Source organism: Burkholderia sp. RF4-BP95, from assembly GCF_001521985.1.
GTDB lineage: Bacteria > Pseudomonadota > Gammaproteobacteria > Burkholderiales > Burkholderiaceae > Burkholderia > Burkholderia diffusa.
The window spans coordinates 129,130-146,147 of sequence record NZ_LOSX01000070.1; the positions used below are offsets into that span (position 1 = coordinate 129,130).

General features: G+C 68.2%; 16 protein-coding genes. 10 read left to right on the forward strand and 6 right to left on the reverse strand.

The features are described from left to right. Positions 1 to 132: 132 nt before the first annotated feature. The 3 genes from WS46_RS23745 to WS46_RS23755 form a co-directional block, all read right to left on the reverse strand. Positions 133 to 948 carry an endonuclease/exonuclease/phosphatase family protein gene (locus WS46_RS23745; protein WP_059691947.1) on the reverse strand — a complete coding sequence of 272 codons (816 nt, stop codon included), beginning with the start codon at positions 946 to 948 and terminating at the stop codon, positions 133 to 135. Positions 949 to 953: 5 nt separating this feature from the next. Beyond that, positions 954 to 1,442 (reverse strand): hypothetical protein, encoded by a 489-nt coding sequence (locus WS46_RS23750; RefSeq protein WP_059691948.1) that lies wholly within the window; start codon positions 1,440 to 1,442, stop codon positions 954 to 956. 146 nt (positions 1,443 to 1,588) lie between these two features. Next, the gene (locus WS46_RS23755; RefSeq protein WP_059691949.1) at positions 1,589 to 2,308 is read right to left on the reverse strand and encodes a nitroreductase; all 720 of its coding nucleotides are present in this window, start codon (positions 2,306 to 2,308) and stop codon (positions 1,589 to 1,591) included. 227 nt (positions 2,309 to 2,535) lie between these two features. Between WS46_RS23755 and WS46_RS23760 the strand changes: the two genes are divergently transcribed. The 10 genes from WS46_RS23760 to WS46_RS23805 all read left to right on the forward strand — a co-directional run bounded on the left by WS46_RS23760 (position 2,536) and on the right by WS46_RS23805 (position 13,879). Further along, positions 2,536 to 3,516 (forward strand): AAA family ATPase, encoded by a 981-nt coding sequence (locus WS46_RS23760; protein ID WP_059535036.1) that lies wholly within the window; start codon positions 2,536 to 2,538, stop codon positions 3,514 to 3,516. A gap of 153 nt (positions 3,517 to 3,669) precedes the next feature. Then, the gene (locus WS46_RS23765; RefSeq protein WP_059691950.1) at positions 3,670 to 4,779 is read left to right on the forward strand and encodes an NAD(P)/FAD-dependent oxidoreductase; all 1,110 of its coding nucleotides are present in this window, start codon (positions 3,670 to 3,672) and stop codon (positions 4,777 to 4,779) included. A gap of 149 nt (positions 4,780 to 4,928) precedes the next feature. Next, positions 4,929 to 5,240: a high-potential iron-sulfur protein gene (locus tag WS46_RS23770; RefSeq protein WP_059535040.1), complete on the forward strand. Its 312-nt coding sequence runs from the start codon at positions 4,929 to 4,931 to the stop codon at positions 5,238 to 5,240. Between the two features lie 188 nt (positions 5,241 to 5,428). Beyond that, complete coding sequence (locus tag WS46_RS23775) at positions 5,429 to 6,736, forward strand: MFS transporter (RefSeq protein ID WP_059691951.1); 1,308 nt, start codon at positions 5,429 to 5,431, stop codon at positions 6,734 to 6,736. 312 nt (positions 6,737 to 7,048) lie between these two features. Next, positions 7,049 to 8,677: an ABC transporter substrate-binding protein gene (locus WS46_RS23780; protein WP_059535044.1), complete on the forward strand. Its 1,629-nt coding sequence runs from the start codon at positions 7,049 to 7,051 to the stop codon at positions 8,675 to 8,677. Between the two features lie 118 nt (positions 8,678 to 8,795). Further along, a complete protein-coding gene (locus WS46_RS23785; RefSeq protein WP_059691952.1) occupies positions 8,796 to 9,806 on the forward strand; it encodes an ABC transporter permease subunit in 1,011 nt (336 codons plus the stop codon). 4 nt (positions 9,807 to 9,810) lie between these two features. Beyond that, positions 9,811 to 10,728 (forward strand): ABC transporter permease subunit, encoded by a 918-nt coding sequence (locus WS46_RS23790; protein WP_059535048.1) that lies wholly within the window; start codon positions 9,811 to 9,813, stop codon positions 10,726 to 10,728. Between the two features lies 1 nt (position 10,729). Beyond that, positions 10,730 to 11,728, forward strand: a complete 999-nt coding sequence (locus tag WS46_RS23795) for an ABC transporter ATP-binding protein (RefSeq protein ID WP_059691953.1) — start codon at positions 10,730 to 10,732, stop codon at positions 11,726 to 11,728. Further along, positions 11,725 to 12,741, forward strand: a complete 1,017-nt coding sequence (locus WS46_RS23800; protein WP_059691954.1) for a peptide ABC transporter ATP-binding protein — start codon at positions 11,725 to 11,727, stop codon at positions 12,739 to 12,741. The genes WS46_RS23795 and WS46_RS23800 overlap by 4 nt, the downstream gene beginning before the upstream one ends. After that, positions 12,734 to 13,879 (forward strand): TraB/GumN family protein, encoded by a 1,146-nt coding sequence (locus tag WS46_RS23805; protein WP_059691955.1) that lies wholly within the window; start codon positions 12,734 to 12,736, stop codon positions 13,877 to 13,879. The genes WS46_RS23800 and WS46_RS23805 overlap by 8 nt, the downstream gene beginning before the upstream one ends. 560 nt (positions 13,880 to 14,439) lie before the next feature. On the opposite strand, the gene pxpA is transcribed toward WS46_RS23805, so the two are convergent. The 3 genes from pxpA to pxpB are packed head-to-tail and all read right to left on the reverse strand — an operon-like array spanning position 14,440 to position 16,980. After that, positions 14,440 to 15,204 (reverse strand): 5-oxoprolinase subunit PxpA, encoded by a 765-nt coding sequence (gene pxpA, locus WS46_RS23810; protein WP_059535055.1) that lies wholly within the window; start codon positions 15,202 to 15,204, stop codon positions 14,440 to 14,442. Between the two features lie 55 nt (positions 15,205 to 15,259). Then, a complete protein-coding gene (locus tag WS46_RS23815; protein ID WP_059691956.1) occupies positions 15,260 to 16,327 on the reverse strand; it encodes a biotin-dependent carboxyltransferase family protein in 1,068 nt (355 codons plus the stop codon). Continuing rightward, a complete protein-coding gene (gene pxpB / locus WS46_RS23820; protein ID WP_059535059.1) occupies positions 16,324 to 16,980 on the reverse strand; it encodes a 5-oxoprolinase subunit PxpB in 657 nt (218 codons plus the stop codon). The genes WS46_RS23815 and pxpB overlap by 4 nt, the downstream gene beginning before the upstream one ends. Between the last annotated feature and the right edge of the window lie 38 nt (positions 16,981 to 17,018).

The window sequence follows — 17,018 nt, forward strand, 5'->3', positions numbered from 1 at the left end:
CGTTATTTTACCCTGCTTGGGGCAGATGCGGGCTTGACCCGCGCGGCCGCGCGGATTTGGCGCAACGAAATCTTGCAACCGGCTTTCAGCGACCGGCCGCGAGCTTCGCGCATGGCGCGCCGCGCCACCGCATCACCTCGGATCGAGGCGCAGCCGCGCGATATACGGCAGGTGATCCGACAGCCACGCGGTTTCGCCGGACGGCGCCTGCCATTCGAGCGGCGTCAGCCCGCGCACGAACATCTTGTCGAGCGCGAGCGCCGGGGAGAACGCGGGGAACGTGCGGCCCGACTGGCCGAGCAGCGTCGCGACTTCGGACAGCCCGATCTCGCCGAACAGCGCGACCGAATCGTTGCGCCAGTCGTTGAAGTCGCCGGCGAGCACGAGCGGGTCGTCGCCCGCGTTGCGCACGATCCAGTGCGCGATCCAGTGCATCTGGCGCAGCCGCGCCGCGCGCGTGAGCGCGAGGTGCGCGCACAGCAGCGTGACGGGCCGTGCGCCCGCGAGCGTCGCGCGCGCGACCAGCAGCCCGCGCCGCTCGAAGCGGTGCGCGGAGATGTCCCAGCGGCCGCCGAGGTCGAGCGGATGCGGCGACAGGATCGCATTGCCGTGCCGCCACGACGGCTTGAACACGTTCGGTCCGAGCGCGATCTGCCAGTCGAGCGCCTGCGCGATCTCGGTGGCCTGGCAATGCCACACGTCGTCGACCGCGTCGTCCATCGGCGCGCCGAAGCCGGGGGCGAGCATCGGGCGCGGCATGCGGCGCGCCATCGCCTCCTGCAGGAAATACACGTCGGCGTGCGTCGACTGCATCCAGTTGCGCATCGCGTTCCATGCGGTGAAGCCGAGCGGCGAGCGGCCCTTGTGCAGGTTCCAGCTGACCGCGGTGATTTCGTCGGGCGCGGCGTGCGGTTCGGCGAACGGCAAGGACAGGGCGTCGGCGGACATGGCGCTCAGTCCTTCGCGACGTGCGCGCGCACGCGGTAGACGAGATGCGGGCGCTGCTCGACGAGCGTCCAGTCGGTCCATGCATCGCCGCCGACCGACAGCCCCGGATGGCTCGCGACGATCTGCCGCGGCGACGCGGGCAGGCACGGATCGCTGCGCGTCGCGTTTTCGTCGTCGAGGGTTTCCTGCACGTCGAGCGCGAGCGATACCGTGTGCGCGGCGTCGTCGACGGCGAGCGGCGCGACCGTCACCGAGCGCGAGCGCTCGGTCGGCACGACGCGCGCGGCATTGCCGCAGCCGACGGGCACGGCGGACGGATAGCGATGAGTGTCGGTACGGGATTGACCCACGGTGGTGCGTTGCTGGAACGTGTCGATCGTCTGACCATCGCGCACCACCTGGATCTCCCACGCGACGACGGCTGGGGCGGGGCTCTGCGCATGGGCCGCGAGCGCGGCGCTCGCGAGCAGGACGGCCAGGCCGTGTTTCAGCATGAAACTTCTCCGGAAACGCGGGGTAGCGGGGAACGGACGCACATCTTACGCCGGATCGATTTGGACGGTGGTGTGACAGGACGCATCGCCGCAGGTTCGCAGCACGATCCGGTCCTGATCGAAAGGTAGGTACGCGTCACGCGTTTTCAAGCGAAAAAGCGCGCGAATTCGGCGACGCTCGCGCGCTCGGTGACGAGGCGGTTCTCGATCGCGTCCGGGTCGGCATGGCCGAGCGACATCCCGCAGACGAGCTGCTCGTTGGCCGGCATGTCGAGATGCTCGGCGACGATCCGGTGGAACGGCACGAACGCGGCCTGCGGGCAGGTGTCGAGGCCGCGTCCGCGCGCGGCCGTCATCACGCCCTGCAGGAACATGCCGCAGTCGAGCCATGCACCGTGCGTCATCACGCGGTCGAGCGTGAAGAACAGCGCGACCGGCGCATCGAAGAAGCGGAAGTTGCGCGCGTGCTGCGCGTGCATGCGGGCCTTTTCGTCGCGGCCGATGTTCAACAGACCATACAGGTCCCAGCCGACCTTGCGGCGCCGGTCGATATACGGCGACACCCATTCGCGCGGATAGTAGTCGTATTCGGCGACGTATTTCTCGTCGCGCGCCGGATCGTCGTACGCGGCGGTGAGGGCCGCGGCAAGTGCGTCGCGGGTCGCGCCGGTCGCGACGTACACGCGCCACGGCTGGATGTTGGTGCCCGACGGCGCGCGGCTCGCGGCTTCGAGGATCGCCTCGAGCGTGTCGCGCGGCACGGGCGTCGGCAGGAACGCGCGAATCGCGCGGCGCGACTTGAGCGCGGCGTCGACGGCGCGGATCGCATCGGCGTCGATGCGCGGGACGGCAGCGGGGACGGACATCGGCAACCCTTCGAGACGAAGCGCACGGCGCCGCGCGGGCGCCGTGGCGAGGCCGGCGCGGCGGCCGGTGAACGTTCGATCATACGCCGCGCGGCGCTGCGCTGCAGCGCGCGCGCGGTGTTAGCAGCAGACCGGGGCGGCTGCTTGCTTGCACGCCGATGCGGGATCGCTACACTGAAATCGTAAGGGTCTGATGGTCGTGTGACGGTAGCGGTAGCGAGGTTGGTATGACGACGGCGATGGTGAAACAGGAACTGGCGGTGGCGTCCTTCAGCACGGTGTACGACCTCGAGCAGGTCGAGACCGCGTTGAACGACCTGAACGAGAGCGCGAGCGACGCACTGCGCGCCACCTACGAGCGCATGCTCAAGACCGGCAATCTGCGCTTTTGCGTGAAGCCGAACCGGATGCCGTCGTTCGACGAACTCGGCGACGCGCTGCCCAATTTCACCGAGCCGCTCGACGACGTGCGCAAGCAGGTCGCGCTGTGCCTCGAGACGGACGACCGGCTCGAACTGATGCCGATCCTGCTGCTCGGGCCGCCCGGCATCGGCAAGACGCATTTCGCGAAGGCGCTCGCGCACCTGCTCGGCACCGCGTATCACTACGTGCCGATGAGTTCGCTGACGGCCGGCTGGATCCTGTCGGGCGCGTCGTCGCAATGGAAGAACGCGAAGCCCGGCAAGGTGTTCGATGCGCTCGTCAACGGCAGCTATGCGAACCCGGTGATCGCGGTCGACGAGATCGACAAGGCCGGCAGCGACGCGCAATACGATCCGCTCGGCGCGCTGTACGCGTTGCTCGAACACGATACCGCGCGCGCGTTCGTCGACGAATTCGCCGAAGTGCCGATCGATGCGGGCAACGTGATCTGGGTCGCGACCGCGAACGATGCGCAGGCGATTCCGGAGCCGCTGCTGAACCGGATGAACGTGTACGAGATCGCGCCGCCGGACGCGGCCGGCGCGCGCCGGATCGCGCAGACGATCTACGACGAGATCCGCACGTCGCACGCGTGGGGGCGGCGCTTCCCCGACACGCTCGACGACGACGCGCTCGACGTGCTGGCCGCGACGCCGCCGCGCACGATGCGCCGTGCGCTGCTGCATGCGTTCGGCGCCGCGCGGCTCGACGGCCGCGACGTGATCGCACCGTCCGACATCCGCGCCGACGAGGGCGCGGCGAAGCGCCGGCCGATCGGATTCTGAGCCGGCGGCGCGCGCTGCGCCGCGACCTGCACGCGTCGCGCCGAGCCTCGCCGCGCGACGCGTACAGGCCGATACGGACGCGTCCGGCAAGCGTGCGAACCGGGACGTACAATTCTCTTCTCTCCCCTTGATGCGCAAGCAACGCGAAACGTCATGGAGCAGATGGATTGTGTGGTGATCGGCGCGGGTGTCGTCGGTCTTGCGATTGCGCGGGAACTGGCCGCGCGCGGGCGCGAAACCGTCGTGCTCGAGGCGGCCGACGCGATCGGCACGGGCACGAGCTCGCGCAACAGCGAGGTGATTCACGCGGGGCTTTACTACCCGCGCGGTTCGCTCAAGGCGATGTCGTGCGTGCACGGGCGCGACCTGTTGTACGAGTTCTGCGAGACCCGCCACGTGCCGCACCGGCGCGTGGGCAAGCTGCTCGTCGCGACGAGCGCCGCGCAGGTGAAGCAGTTGAAGGCGATCGCCGCGCGCGCGGCGGAAAACGGCGTGCTCGACCTGATGCCGCTCACGCGTGCCGAGGCGCAGACGCTCGAGCCCGCGCTCGAATGCGCGGAGGCGCTGTTCTCGCCGAGCACCGGTATCGTCGACAGTCACCAGCTGATGCTCGCGCTGCTCGGCGACGCCGAGCGCGACGGCGCGATGTGCGCGCTGAAATCCCCGGTCGAGTCGATCGACGTGCTGCGCGGCGGCCGCTTCGTGGTGCGTACCGGCGGCGACGCGCCGACCGAAATCGAGGCCGCGTGCGTGATCAACAGCGCGGGCCTCGGCGCGCAGGCGCTCGCGCGCCGCACGCGCGGGCTCGATCCGCGCTGGGTGCCGCCGCTCTATCTCGCGCGCGGCAACTACTTCAGCCTGTCCGGGCGCGCGCCGTTCTCGCACCTCGTCTATCCGATGCCCGACCGCGCGGGGCTCGGCGTGCACCTGACGCTCGACCTGGCCGGACAGGCGCGTTTCGGCCCGGACGTCGAGTGGGTCGATGCATTGCGCTACGAGGTCGATCCCGCGCGCGCACCGGCGTTCTACGCGTCGATCCGCACGTACTGGCCGGGGCTACCCGACGACGCACTGCAGCCGGCCTACGCGGGAATCCGGCCGAAGCTCGCGGGGCCCGGCGAGCCGCCGGCCGACTTCATCGTGCAGGGCGCGGCGCAGCACGGCGTGCGCGGGCTCGTGAACCTGTTCGGCATCGAGTCGCCGGGGCTGACCGCGTCGCTCGCGCTCGCGCAGCGCGTCGGCGACATGACGTCACATGCGTGACGCACGCGGCCCGCATTCGTGCGGGCCGGCCGTGTGAAATCCCTTATTTCCGGCATTTCGGCGCGCACATTCATTCGCTTGAGCGTTATTCTGTCGAACGGCCGTCGCCAGAACGGCTTTCAAACCGATAACGTTGGAGCGAGTCCCCCATGAAAACATCCCGTCGGAGTTTCCTGATTACGAGCATTGGTGCCGTGTCCGCGCTGGCGCTGTCGCGCGAAGCGCTGGCCGACGCGCCGATGCTGTCGGAAACGGATCCGGCCGCGGTGGCGCTCGGCTACAAGGCCGATGCCACGAAGGTCGACAAGACGAAGTATCCGAAATACGCAGCAGGCCAGGATTGCGCGGCCTGCATGCTGTATCAGGGCAAGAAGGGCTCGGCCTCGGGCCCGTGCGGTGCATTCCCCGGCAAGCAGGTATCGGCGAAGGGCTGGTGCAGCGCATTCACGAAGATGGGCTGACGTCCGCGGCGGCATCGTGCGATGCCGCAATGTGGCGAAAACCGCAAAACGCCCGCCATCGGACGATGGCGGGCGTTTTTTATGCTTGAAAACGGTTCCGTCGCTTTCTACACTCGCTGCAAACCAGCGCGCCGCGGCCCCCCGTGCGCCGCGCCACCCGATGGCGAATTCACGAGGACGAGGCACGCATGGCGACGATTGCGAATTCAACGAAAACGATCCGGCCCGAGCGTGCGCTGAACCGGCGGGCCGTCGCGGCGGCCGTGATCGGCAACGCGCTCGAGTGGTACGACTTCACGGTGTTCGGCTTCATGACCGTCGTGATCGCCGAACTGTTCTTTCCGACGACCAGCGAATACTCGTCGCTGCTGCTGACCACCGCGACGTTCGGCGTCGCGTTCTTCATGCGCCCGATCGGCGGCATCGTGTTCGGCCTGTACGCCGACCGCGCGGGCCGCAAGGCCGCGTTGTCGCTCGTGATCCTGCTGATGACGGCCGGCATCTTCCTGCTCGCGATCGCACCGCCCTATGCGGCGATCGGCATCGGCGGCCCGATCCTGATCGTGCTCGGCCGCCTGCTGCAGGGTTTCTCGGCGGGCGGCGAATTCGGCAGCGCGACCGCGCTCCTGATCGAAGCCGCGCCGTTCTCGAAACGCGGTTTCTACGGCAGCTGGCAGATGGCGAGCCAGGCGGCCGCGCTGCTGATCGGCGCGCTCGTCGGCGCGGCCGTCACGCGCGGGCTGTCGCACGACGCGCTGCGCAGCTGGGGCTGGCGCGTGCCGTTCATCCTCGGGCTCATGATCGGCCCGATCGGCTTCTACATCCGCCGTCATCTCGCGGATTCCGAAGCATTCCTGCACGCGCAGCAAAGCGCCCGCCGCGCGACGCTCGGCGAAGTGTTCACGCGCCATCCGCGCGAGGTGCTGTGCGGGCTCGGCTCGGTGATCGCGCTGACGGTGACGATCTACGTGCTGATCAGCTATCTGCCGACCTTCGCGGTGAAGCAGCTGAAGCTGCCGTATGCGGAATCGTTCTATGCGGTGATCGTCGGCAACCTGCTGTTGATGGTGCTGTCGCCGGTCGCGGGCGCGTGGTCGGACCGCATCGGCCGCAAGGGGCTGTCGCTGTGGTCGCTCGTGCTGACGCTCGCGTTGATGTATCCGTTGTTCGCGTGGCTCGACGCGGCGCCGAGCATCGGGCGGCTGATCGCGGTGCAGGCCGTGCTGTCGGTGACGCTCGCCGGCTACTACGGGCCGTTCGGCGCGATGATCGCCGAACTGTTCCCGGCCAACGTGCGCTCGACGGGGCTGTCGATCGCGTACAACGTCGCGGTGATGCTGTTCGGCGGTTTCGGGCAGTTCATCGTCACGTGGCTGATCAAGGTGACGGGCACGCCGCTCGCGCCGACCTATTACGTGATGGCGGGGCTCGCACTGTCGATCGTCGCGGTCGCGTTCGTGCCCGCGCGCAACGCGGATCTCGACGCGCCGGCCTGACGGCCGCATTGCAGCGCGACCATCATTTCGAAATCCGCAACGATGCGGGCTTTGGCCCCGAAATCGGCGCGGCGATCGTTCGCGCCCGCGTACGAATTGTTTAGTTGTCGAAGGAAACACGCGCGGGATGAACGAATTCGCCGCTCGCGCGCGCAGACGCACTTTTTGCGTGCGCGAGACATCCGCAAAAACCCGCGCAAATGCGTCTAGAAGAGTTTTTTCTCCAGCTTGTTGCAAAATCGCTAGCTCAAGTAATATCCGCGTACCCGGCCCCAGGGGGGACCGGTTCCGATCTGGAGACCTGGAGGAAACATGGAATACAACCGTCTGTTGCACACCCTGCGTGTTACCGCCATTGCAGGCGTGGCAGCGGCATCGCTCGGCGTCGCGGGTTCTGCATTCGCACAGATCCCGAACAAAACGCTCGTCTACTGCTCAGAAGGCAGCCCGGCGGGTTTCGATTCCGCGCAATTCACGACCGGCGTCGATTTCACCGCCGCCACGTTCACCGTCTACAACCGTCTCGTCGAATTCGAGCGCGGCGGCACCAAGGTCGAGCCGGGCCTCGCCGAGAAGTGGGACGTCTCGTCCGACGGCAAGGTGTACACGTTCCACCTGCGCCATGGCGTGAAGTTCCACACGACCGACTTCTTCAAGCCGACGCGTGAATTCAACGCGGACGACGTCGTGTTCTCGTTCGAGCGCATGCTCGATCCGAACCAGGCGTTCCGCAAGGCCTACCCGGTGTCGTTCCCGTACTTCACCGACATGGGCCTCGACAAGCTGATCACGAAGGTCGAGAAGGTCGATCCGTACACCGTAAAGTTCACGTTGGCCGAGCCGAACGCGCCGTTCATCCAGAACATGGCGATGGAATTCGCGTCGATCCTGTCGGCGGAATACGGCGATCAGCTGATGAAGGCAGGCAAGGCCGCCGACATCAACCAGAAGCCGGTCGGCACGGGCCCGTTCATCTTCCGCAGCTACACGAAGGACGCGACGATCCGTTTCGACGGGAATCCTGATTACTGGAAGAAGGGCGCCGTGAAGCTGTCGAAGCTGATCTTCTCGATCACGCCCGACCCGGGCGTGCGCGTGCAGAAGATCAAGCGCAACGAGTGTCAGGTGATGAGCTATCCGCGTCCGGCCGACATCGCGACGCTGAAGGCCGACTCGGGCATCGACATGCCGTCGCAGCCGGGCTTCAACCTCGGCTACCTCGCGTACAACGTCGAGCACAAGCCGGTCGACAAGCTCGAAGTGCGTCAGGCGCTCGACATGGCGATCAACAAGAAGGCGATCCTCGAATCCGTCTATCAGGGCGCGGGCCAGGCCGCCAGCGCACCGATGCCGCCGACCCAATGGTCGTACGACAAGAACCTGAAGATGGCGCCGAACGACACCGCGAAGGCGAAGGCGCTGCTCGCGAAGGCCGGCTATCCGAACGGTTTCGACATCACGCTGTGGGCGATGCCGGTGCAGCGCGCGTACAACCCGAACGCCCGCCTGATGGCCGAGATGATCCAGGCCGACTGGGCGAAGATCGGCGTGAAGGCGAAGATCGTCACGTACGAGTGGGGCGAGTACATCAAGCGCGCACACACGGGCGAGCAGGACACGATGCTGATCGGCTGGACGGGCGACAACGGCGACCCCGACAACTGGCTCGGCACGCTGCTCGGCTGCGAGGCGATCAAGGGCAACAACTTCTCGCACTGGTGCTACAAGCCGTTCGACGAGCTGATCCAGAAGGGTCGCACGACGACCGGCCAGGACGCGCGCACGAAGATCTACATGCAGGCCCAGCAGATCTTCGCGCAGCAGCTGCCGTTCTCGCCGATCGCGAACTCGACGGTCTACCAGCCAGTGCGCAAGAACGTGGTCGACATGCGCATCGAGCCGCTCGGCTATGCGCGTTTCGACGGTGTCAGCGTGAAGTAACCGACCTGGCCTAAGCTGTCGTCATTGAGAAGACCGGCTTGAAATCATCCGGCGGCGAGGGGCCAAAAGCCCCTCGTCGCCGGTCGCACATTTCCCACAAGAAAATACGAGACGCATCATGTTCACATTCGTGTTGCGCCGCGTGGGGATGGTGATCCCGACCTTCATCGGCATCACCATCCTGGCGTTTGCGCTGATTCACCTGATACCGGGCGACCCCATCGAAGTGATGATGGGCGAGCGCGGCGTCGATCCCGCGATGCATGCGGAGGCGATGAAACGCCTCGGGCTCGACCAGCCGCTGCCCCTGCAGTACGTCCACTACATCGGCCGGGCGCTGCATGGCGACCTCGGCACGTCGATCATCACCAACACCAGCGTCGCGGGCGAATTCTTCGCGCGCTTCCCGGCGACCGTCGAGCTGTCGCTGTGCGCGCTCGTGTTCGCGCTCGCCGTCGGGCTGCCGGCCGGCGTGATCGCCGCGCTGCGGCGCGGCTCGGTCGTCGATCACGGCGTGATGGGCACCGCGCTCACCGGCTACTCGATGCCGATCTTCTGGTGGGGGCTGATCCTCATCATGGTGTTTTCGTCGTACCTCGGCTGGACGCCCGTGTCCGGGCGCATCGCGGTCGAATACGACTTCCCGCATCCGACCGGCTTCATGCTGATCGACGCGCTGCTCGCGCCGGACGAAGGCTCGTTCAAGTCGGCGGTCAGCCACCTGATCCTGCCCGCGATCGTGCTCGGCACGATCCCGCTCGCGGTGATCGCGCGGATGACGCGCTCGTCGATGCTCGAAGTGCTGCGCGAGGACTACATCCGCACCGCCCGTGCGAAGGGGCTGTCGCCCGCGCGCGTGGTCGTCGTGCATGCGCTGCGCAATGCGCTGATCCCCGTCGTCACGGTGATCGGCCTGCAGATCGGCACGCTGCTCGCCGGCGCCGTGCTGACCGAGACGCTCTTTTCGTGGCCCGGTGTCGGCAAGTGGCTGATCGATGCGATCGGCCGCCGCGACTATCCGGTCGTCCAGGGCGGCATCCTGCTGATCGCGACGCTCGTGATCGTCGTGAACCTGGTCGTCGACCTGCTGTACGGCGTGCTGAATCCGCGCATCCGCCACACGAGGTAATTCCATGAGCAATCTGCAAAACACCCTGCCGAGCGAATCCGCGCCGGCCGGCGGCCGTGCGCTCGCGCTGCGCGAGTTCTGGGCCAACTTCTCGCGCAACCGCGGCGCCGTCGGCGCCGGCATCGTCGTGCTGATGCTGATCCTGGTCGCGCTCCTCGCGCCGCTGATCGCGCCGCACAGCCCGGTCGAGCAATACCGCGACTACGTGAAGATCCCGCCCGCATGGCTCGCCGGCGGCAACTGGCAGTTCATCCTCGGCACCGACGAAGCGGGCCGCGACATCCTTTCGCGCCTGATGTTCGGCGCGCGCATGTCGTTCTGGATCGGCTTCGTGTCGGTCGTGCTCGCGCTGATCCCGGGCATCGTGCTCGGGCTGGTCGCCGCGTTCTTCCAGAAATGGGCCGACACGCCGGTGATGCGCATCATGGACGTGCTGCTCGCGCTGCCGTCGCTGCTGCTCGCGGTCGCGGTCGTCGCGATCATCGGCCCGGGCCTCACCAACACGATGTTCGCGATCGCGATCGTCGCGCTGCCGGCCTACGTGCGTCTCACGCGTGCGTCGGCGCTCGGCGAACTGCAGAAGGAGTACGTGACGGCGTCGCGCGTGGCCGGTGCCGGCACGCTGCGCCTGATGTTCTCCCAGGTGCTGCCGAACTGCACGGCGCCGCTGATCGTGCAGGCGACGCTCGGCTTCTCGTCGGCCATTCTCGACGCGGCCGCGCTCGGCTTCCTCGGCCTCGGCGTGCAGCCGCCGACCGCGGAATGGGGCGCGATGCTCGCGTCCGCGCGCGACTACATCGACAACGCATGGTGGATCGTGACGATGCCCGGCCTGTCGATCCTGATTTCGGTGCTCGCGATCAACCTGCTCGGCGACGGGCTGCGCGACGCGCTCGATCCCAAACTGAAGCGGATGGCCTGACATGACCCAGAATCTTCTGACCATCCGCAATCTCGCGGTGAACTTCAACGGCCTGCCCGCTGTCGACCGGATCAACCTGTCGATCGCGCCGGGCGAGGTGGTGGGCGTCGTCGGCGAATCGGGCTCGGGCAAGAGCGTGACGATGATGGCGCTGATGGGCCTGATCGACGCGCCCGGCAAGGTGACGGCCGACGAGGTCACGTTCAACGGCGTGGATCTGCTGAAGGCGTCGCCGAAGGCGCGCCGCAAGATCGTCGGCAAGGACATCGCGATGGTGTTCCAGGACGCGCTGACGAGCCTGAATCCGAGCTACACGGTCGGCTACCAGATCAAGGAGGTGCTGAAGCTGCACGAAGGCCTGCGCGGCGACGCGCTGCACCGGCGCGCGCTCGAACTGCTCGACCAGGTCGGCATTCCCGACGCGAAGAACCGCATCGCGGCGTTCCCGCACCAGATGTCGGGCGGCATGAACCAGCGCGTGATGATCGCGATGGCGGTCGCGTGCAACCCGAAGCTGCTGATCGCCGACGAGCCGACCACCGCGCTCGACGTGACGATCCAGGCGCAGATCATGGATCTGCTCGTGAAGCTGCAGAAGGAGCGCGGGATGGCGCTCGTGCTGATCTCGCACGACCTGGCCGTGGTGTCGGAGGTCGCGCAGCGCGTCGCGGTGATGTATGCGGGCGAGGTCATCGAGACCAATCGCGTGCCGGACATCTTCCGTGCGCCGCATCATCCGTACACCGAAGCGCTGCTCGCGGCGATTCCCGAGCACAATCAGGGGGCGCGTCGCCTTGCCGCATTGCCGGGCATGGTGCCCGGCCGCGATGATCGCCCGTCCGGGTGCCTGTTTGCGCCGCGCTGCAAGTACGTCGTCGACGATTGCCGCAAGGCGCGTCCGGCGCTCGATACGCTGGTGCCGGCCAACGATGCGATGCGTGCGCGCTGCATCAAGCCGCTCAATGTTTCCAACCTCGACCTGACGGGAGGCGCACGATGAATGCTGTCCAAGAAACGCCTCGCGTGCCGCACGACGAGGAAGCGGTGCTGGTCGCCGACCAGCTCGCGAAGCACTACACGGTCAAGCGCGGGATGTTCGGGCAAGGCACGGTGAAGGCGCTGAACGGCGTGTCGTTCACGCTCAGGCGCGGCAAGACGCTCGCCGTCGTCGGCGAATCGGGCTGCGGGAAATCGACGCTCGCGCGCCAGCTCACGATGATCGAGACGCCCACCTCGGGCCACCTGACGATCGACGGCAAGGACGTGGCCGGCGCGAGCCGCGAGACGGTCGCCGACCTGCGCCGCCGCGTGCAGATGGTGTTCCAGAATCCGTTCGCGTCGCTGAACCCGCGCAAGACGGTCGAGCAGACGCTTTCCGAACCGCTCGAGATCAATGCGAACCTGACGGCCGCCGAGCGCGCGGCGCGCATCGCGCAGATCATGCGCACGGTCGGCCTGCGGCCCGAGCACGCGAAGCGCTATCCGCACATGTTCTCGGGCGGCCAGCGCCAGCGGGTCGCGATCGCGCGCGCGATGATCCTCGATCCGCGGATCGTCGTCGCCGACGAGCCGGTGTCCGCGCTCGACGTGTCGATCCAGGCGCAGATCCTGAACCTGTTCATGGATCTGCAGGAGCAGTTCAAGACGAGCTACGTCTTCATCTCGCACAACCTGTCGGTGGTCGAGCACGTCGCCGACGACGTGATGGTGATGTACTTCGGCAGCGTCGCCGAGCTCGGCGACAAGGCGACGATCTACGCGCGGCCGCGCCATCCGTACACGCGCGCGCTGATGTCGGCGACGCCGGCGATCTTCGAGGAAGACCGCCGCGTGCAGATCAAGCTGCAGGGCGAGCTGCCGTCGCCGCTCAATCCGCCGTCGGGCTGCGCGTTTCACCAGCGCTGCCCGTACGCGGTCGAGCGTTGCCGTGTCGAGGAACCGCAGCTGCGCGACGTCGACGGACGCCGCGTGGCCTGCCATCGCGCCGAGGAGGTGGGGGAGGCGAATGCCTGATGGTTTGGCGGCGCGCGCGTCCGGCGTGCGCCGTTCGGGGGCCGGCAGCGCGCGCGTGATGCGCGCGTGCCGCAACGCACGGCGCTGGAGCGTGCGCACGGTCACGGGCGCGGCGCTGGCCGGCGCGTGCGTGGCGGCCGGCCTCGTCGTTCCCGTCGGGGCCGCGCGTGCCGAAGGGCGTGCGCCGGCCAGTTCGCCGATCCATACGTCGCAGGTTCCGCCGCCCGGCATGAGCCTGCCGGGCTTCCACGCGCCTTCCGTGTCCAACGGCACGGTCGCGCGCGGCACGGTGCGCGTGCAGCCCGCGCGCATGCCGTTCTACGTGGCGACCAAGGGCAAGGTCACGCTGTACGTGCTCGGCACGCTGCACACGGGCGACCCGTCCGACTATCCGCCCGCTCAGCCGTTCCGGCCGCGCATCCTCGGGGCGCTTGCGGCGTCGCCGACGCTCGCGCTCGAGCTGTCGCCGGACGATCTGCTCGAATCGCAGGACGACGTGTCGAAGTATGGCGTGTGCCGCTACCCGTGCCTGCAGCGCCTGTTGCCCGAGCCGCTGTGGCAGCGCCTCGCGGGGCGCCTGCGCGGCAATCCGGCCGCGCTTGCGGAGATTCGCCGGATGCGGCCGTGGCTCGCGGCGCTGGTCGTCGAAACCTACGACTCGCTGGCGGCCGGCCTGCAGACGGAATACGGCACCGAGGCGCAACTTCAGAACGTATTCCTGAAGAAGAAGGGCGGCCGCGTGATCGGGCTCGAGACGCTCGCCGAGCAGATGCGCGCGTTCACCGGGCTGACGCTCGCCGAGCAGCGCGAGATGCTCGCGCAGGACATGGTGCAGACGCCGGCGCAGAACGCCGACGACATCAAGGCGCTGCACCGGCTGTGGCAAATCGGCGACGCCGATGCGATCTCGGCGTGGGCGGTCGCGAAGAGCGAGCGGCTGGCCCGTTCGAAGGCGCTATCGGCGTCGATCGACAACAAGATCCTGTACGAACGCAACCGGCGCTTCGTTGCGCGGATGACGGCAATCGCCGCGCCGAACCGGCCGGTATTCGTCGCCATCGGCGCGCTGCATCTGGGCGGCCCGCGCGGCGTGCTCGAATTGTTGCGCCAGCAAGGGTATCAGGTCGACGCGAACTGATCGCGCCGGGCGCCGCGCACCGATCCCCCCCTGTTTGATCGACGTTACGCACGCGCGGCGAGGCGCCTGTGCGGCCGCGCGATTCGATAAGGAAAACCCTTGAATCCTCAGGAAATAGCGTTTAAAACGATTGACATCCGGTTCTGCCGATCTCTATTCTTCATCCCACAAGTTGAAAAATTGAAAAGAATAGAAAAAGTTCTACGGGGTAGCAGAAAACAAAGCGCGGGGTTAGCGTAGCCGGCACGTGATGATCGTGCCGGCCGCGGAGTGTCTGCATGCACGGCGGGGCCAACATCGTCGGGACAACAAATGCATGCGACAGACTTGCGGATAAGCGACGTTCCGTCGTCCGACCGGGGGGAAGCAGCAATCGGGCGGCGGCGGACGTTTTTTAATCCGGAGCATTATTCCGGTCACCGTCGACAGACGGTTTCGGGGGGGCGAATCGACAGACGGCGAAGTCCGCGGCGATTGCGCCAACAGAAAAGCGCCACGAGGGCGCTTTTTTTCTTTGGTGCGGCGGTTTTCGTCGGGCGGCGGCGCGGCTTGCGCGCCGGTCAGGCGCCTTCGTCGGCTTCCAGCGCGCCCGGGGCGACGACGTCGATGCCGGCCGCTTCGAGCGCCGCGCGGATCCGCTTCGCGAACGCGAGCGCATGCGGGCCGTCGCCGTGCAGGCAGACCGTCTGCGCATTGAGCGGCACCCACTCGCCGCTCACCGACTGCACCCGCCGATCGCGCACCATGTCGAGCGTGCGGGCGAGCACCGCGTCCTCGTCATCGATCAGCGCGCCGGGCTGGCTGCGCGGCACGAGCGAGCCGTCCGCGCGGTAGCCGCGATCGGCGAACACTTCCTCCACCGCGGCGAGCCCCGCGTGGCGCGCGGCCGCGACGAACACGCTGTTCGCGAGCCCGAACACGGCAAGCGACGGATCGAAGTCGTGGATCGCGGACACCACCGCGTCGGCGATCATCGGATCGCGCGCGGCCTGGTTGTACAGCGCGCCGTGCGGCTTCACGTGCGCGATGCGGCCGCCCTCGGCCTGCGCGATCGCCGACAGCGCGCCGAGCTGGTACAGCACGCCGGCATAGATGTCGCCGGCCGGCAGCTGCATTTCCTTGCGGCCGAAATTCTCCGGGTCGTGAAAGCTCGGGTGCGCGCCGATCGACACGCCTTTCTGCACGGCCCAGCGCACGCAGTCGCGCATCGCATTGGCGCCGCCTGCATGCCAGCCGCACGCGATGTTCGCCGACGTGACGAGGTCGAGCAGCGCCTCGTCCGATCCGCATCCTTCGCCGAGATCGGCATTCAGATCGATTTCCATGATGTTCCTCGTCCACTGATGGCGTGGCGCGTCCTTCGTCCTGCTTCCGCCATTGTCACGCCGCGCGCGATTGCGCGCGGCGGCGGGTCTCCTCGCGCATCTCGATCGCGACGTCGATCTGACGCAGATAGGCACGTTCTGCGGTCAGGGCGGCGCGCGCGGCGTCGGGTGTCGTGCGCACGAAGCGGATCGGCAGGTTGAGGCGCGCCTGTGCGAGTTTCCAGAGATCCGCGCGGATCACCGTGCCGATCTTCGGATAGCCGCCGGTGGTCTGCGCGTCGTGCATCAGCACGATCGGCTGGCCGTTCGGCGGCACCTGGATCGTGCCGGGCAGCACCGCGTGCGACAGCAGCTCGACCGGCCGCTCGCGCACCAGCTCGGCGCCGGCGAGGCGATAGCCCATCCGGTTGCTGTTCGCGGTGACGAGCCATTCCTCGTCCCAGAACGCCTGCTGCGAATCGGCCGCGAACGACGCGTAGTCGGGGCCCGGCAGCACGCGCACGGGCATCGCCCACGGCGCATGCGCGGGCCGGTGGCGGCGCGGCGGTTCGTCGACGCGCACGAACGCGCACCACGCGGGCGCCTTCACGCCGAATTCGGGCGCATCGGCCGCGAGGCAGCCGGCGCCGGCCGGCGGCACACCGACCGGAAGCCGATCGCCGTCGCGCAGCGCGCGGCCGCCGAGGCCGCCGAAGCGCGATGCGAGATCGGTGCTGCGCGAGCCGAGCATCGGCAGCACGTCGATGCCGCCGGCGATGCACAGATAGCCGCGCATCCCGCGTTTCGCGGCCGGCAGCACGAGCGTTTGCCCGGCGTCGACCGGCAGGCTCCACCAGGAATACACGGGCTTGCCGTCGAGCGTCGCGCCGAATTCGGTGCCGGTGATCGCGATGCGCGTCGCGCGCGTGAAGCGGAACGCGGCCGGGCCGATCGTGATTTCGACGGCCGCCGCGTCGGGGCGATTGCCGACCAGCCGGTTGCCGACTTCGAGCGCGAGGCCGTCGAGCGCGCCGCCCTGCGCGACGCCGAGATGGCGCATGCCGCGGCGGCCGAGATCCTGCACGGTCGACAACGGGCCGGCGCGGACCACCTCGATCGTGCCCGGTGCGGTGTTCTGGGTCATGTCGCGTCGACTCCGGCAATGGTGAAGCGCACGCGGTCGCCGGGCAGCAGCAGCGCCGGCTGCGGCCGCGCCGGGTCGAACAGCACGTGCGACGTGCGGCCGATCAGCTGCCAGCCGCCGGGCGACGTGGCCGGGTAGATGCCCGTCTGCGCCCCGCCGATGCCGACCGAGCCGGCCGGCACTTCCAGGCGCGGCGCCGCGCGGCGCGGCGTGTGCAGCGACGCATCGAGGCCGCCGAGATAGGCGAAGCCCGGCTGGAAGCCGACGAAGAACACGACGTATTCGCCGGCCGCATGGCGCGCGACGACTTCGTCGGCCGGCAGCCCGGTGTGCGCGGCGACGGCCGCCAGGTCGGGGCCGGCCGCACCGCCGTATTCGACCGGGATGTCGATTTCCCGGCCGTCCGCATGCTCGACGTCGGCGGTTTCCCACGCATCGCGCAGCGCGGGCGTGAGCGACTCGGCCGTCGCGGCGAGCGCGTCGAACACGATCGTCAGGTTGTTCATGCCCGGCACGACGTCGATCACGTCGGGCCACGCGCGCGCGACCTCGGCGACGGCCCAGACGCGGCGCTGGCAATCGAGCGTGGCGGGCGGCGGCACCTCGCAGACGAGGGCGGCGTCGCCGAGCGGATAAATGCGGGGTTGCGTCATCGGACTGGCACGGTTTGGACGGCAATGTTAGCGCACAT